We start from the raw sequence: 2078 nt of genomic DNA on the forward strand, positions 1-2078 counted from the left end.
CCATGGAACGCTTCCCCTCCTCCTTACTCCGCCGCCTGCCGCTCGTCGGGCTCCTCCTCGCCGCCTGCCTCGGCTCCCTGGCACCCGCCGCGGGGGCCGCCGAACCCCTGGCCCCCGTCGATCCGGCCCGTGAACTCGCGCGAACGGCAGAGCCGTTGACCGATCTCCGGCCGCTCGACCGGATGATCGGGTCGGCCAAGGTCGTCGGGATCGGCGAGGCCACGCACAGCTCCGCCGAGTTCTTCACCACCAAGCACCGCGTCTTCGAGCACCTCGTGGAGAGCAGGGGCTTCACCACCTTCGCCCTGGAGGCGAACTGGTCCACGGGACTGCTCGTCGACGAGTGGGTCCGCACCGGCCGCGGGGACATCCGGGCGATCATGCGGGACGAGTTCCAGGAGTCGTACCGGCTCTGGAACACCGAGGAGTACCTCGACCTGTTCCGCTGGATGCGGCGGCACAACCAGCGCCATCCGGACCACCCGGTCCGCTTCATGGGCAACGACCTCGGGTACGCGGGCGCGAACGTCTTCGACGAGGTGACCGCGTACGTGGCCCGCACCCGGCCCGCGCTGCTGCCCCGCGTCCGGGAGCTGTACCGGGACTCGCGCCCCACCGGCGGGGTCGAGTCCTGGATGAAGGGGTACATGGCCCGGCCGCGGGCCGAACGGCAGCGGATGGCCGCCGACGTGAACACCGCGCTCGCCCTCCTGGAGCGGCGGCCGCCCGCCACGCGGGACCCGCGCGCGCGGGAGGCGGCGCAGTGGGCGGTGCAGCACGCGCGGGCGATCGCCCAGGTCGGCACCGAGTACGCCCACGACCTGGAGACGCCGGCGGGCGTGGCGGCGGCGATGCTCTACCGCGACCGGACCATGGCCGACAACACCGTGTGGTGGCAGCGGCACACCGGCGACCGGATCGTGCTGTCGGCGCACAACGGGCACGTCGGCTACGAGACCCCGAAGGCCGACCAGTACCCGCGGATCCAGGGCGCCTTCCTGCGGGACGCCCTCGGCCGGGACTACGTGAGCGTCGGCACCTCCTTCGGGCGGGGCTCCTTCCGCGCGCACGACACCGAGGCCCCCGGGGAGCCGCTGCGGGTCGTCACGCTCGGCACGCTCGGCCCGGACAGCAACGCCCACGTCCTGGACCGGGTCTCGCCCACCCCCTTCTACCTGGACATGCGGCGGGCGACACCGGCCGCGCGGGACTGGCTCGCCGTCCCCCGCCCGACCCGCGGTATCGGTACGGCCTACCCGTGGCCGGACGCCGTGCATCCGGCGCGCCTCTCCACCGGGTACGACCTGCTGATCCACTTCCCGCGGATCACGGCGGCGCGTATCCGCTGAGGCGGGAGGTACGGCCGGGACGTCCGGTGCGGCCCGGGGCCGGGCCGCCGTCCGGGCGGCCCGGAACGGCCCCCGGCCGAGGTCTGGCCGGGGGCACGCGCGGGCATGCTGGCCTGGAGCCGCCGCCCGCGCACGGCACGCCCTGGGTGCGACGGCCACCTCGACGGAGAGGGCCGGGCCGTGACCGGGATGAGTGTGGAGCCGTACCGGGAGATCACCTTCGACAAGGAGGGCGACGGGCCCGCGGGGCAGCCCGCGGCCCTCGCCGCGCCGGCCCGGCAGGGCGTCACCGATCTGGTGGTGTTCGCCCACGGGTGGAACAGCTCGCCGGCCGGCGCCACCCGCCTCTGTTCCGACTTCTTCGCGCCCTTCCCCGGGCTGCTCGCGCCGGGCGTCGAGGCCGGGTACGCGGGGGTGATCTGGCCCTCGATGATGTTCACCGGCGAGCCGGTCCCCGACTACCGGGCCCTCGTGACGGTCCTGCCGGAGAAGGAGCCGGTCCTCGACCGGCTGACCGAACTCCTCGTGACGGCGCCGGCGGACGAGGCGGCGTTCGCCGCGTTCGGGGCGCTGCTGCGGGAGCTGACGGACGTGGACGGCGGCGGGCCGGGGGGACCGGGCGCGGCCGGGCCCCGGGGGCCGGTGCCCGCGTTCCTGGTCGGGGACCCGGTGGCGGTGTGCGCCCGGTTCACCGAGGCGCTGGAGGCGGAGGCGGAGGCCGAGCGGGAC

The 2078-nt window shown here is 75.3% G+C and carries 1 protein-coding gene and 1 pseudogene; both read left to right on the top strand.

The genetic code is table 11. The features are described 5' to 3' along the window. The first annotated feature begins 2 nt into the window (after positions 1-2). Positions 3-1349, top strand: a complete 1347-nt coding sequence (locus EAO70_RS36880) for an erythromycin esterase family protein (RefSeq protein WP_148007129.1) — start codon at positions 3-5, stop codon at positions 1347-1349. 189 nt (positions 1350-1538) lie between these two features. Next, positions 1539-2078: pseudogene (locus EAO70_RS36885) on the top strand (serine-threonine protein kinase); the annotation flags it as partial.

The organism is Streptomyces sp. adm13(2018) (assembly GCF_008042145.1).
Lineage (GTDB): Bacteria > Actinomycetota > Actinomycetes > Streptomycetales > Streptomycetaceae > Streptomyces.

Excerpts from the sequence above, each read along its gene's own strand:
- EAO70_RS36880 (WP_148007129.1), top strand. The coding sequence starts at position 3 with ATGGAACGCTTCCCCTCCTCCTTACTCCGCCGCCTGCCGCTCGTCGGG.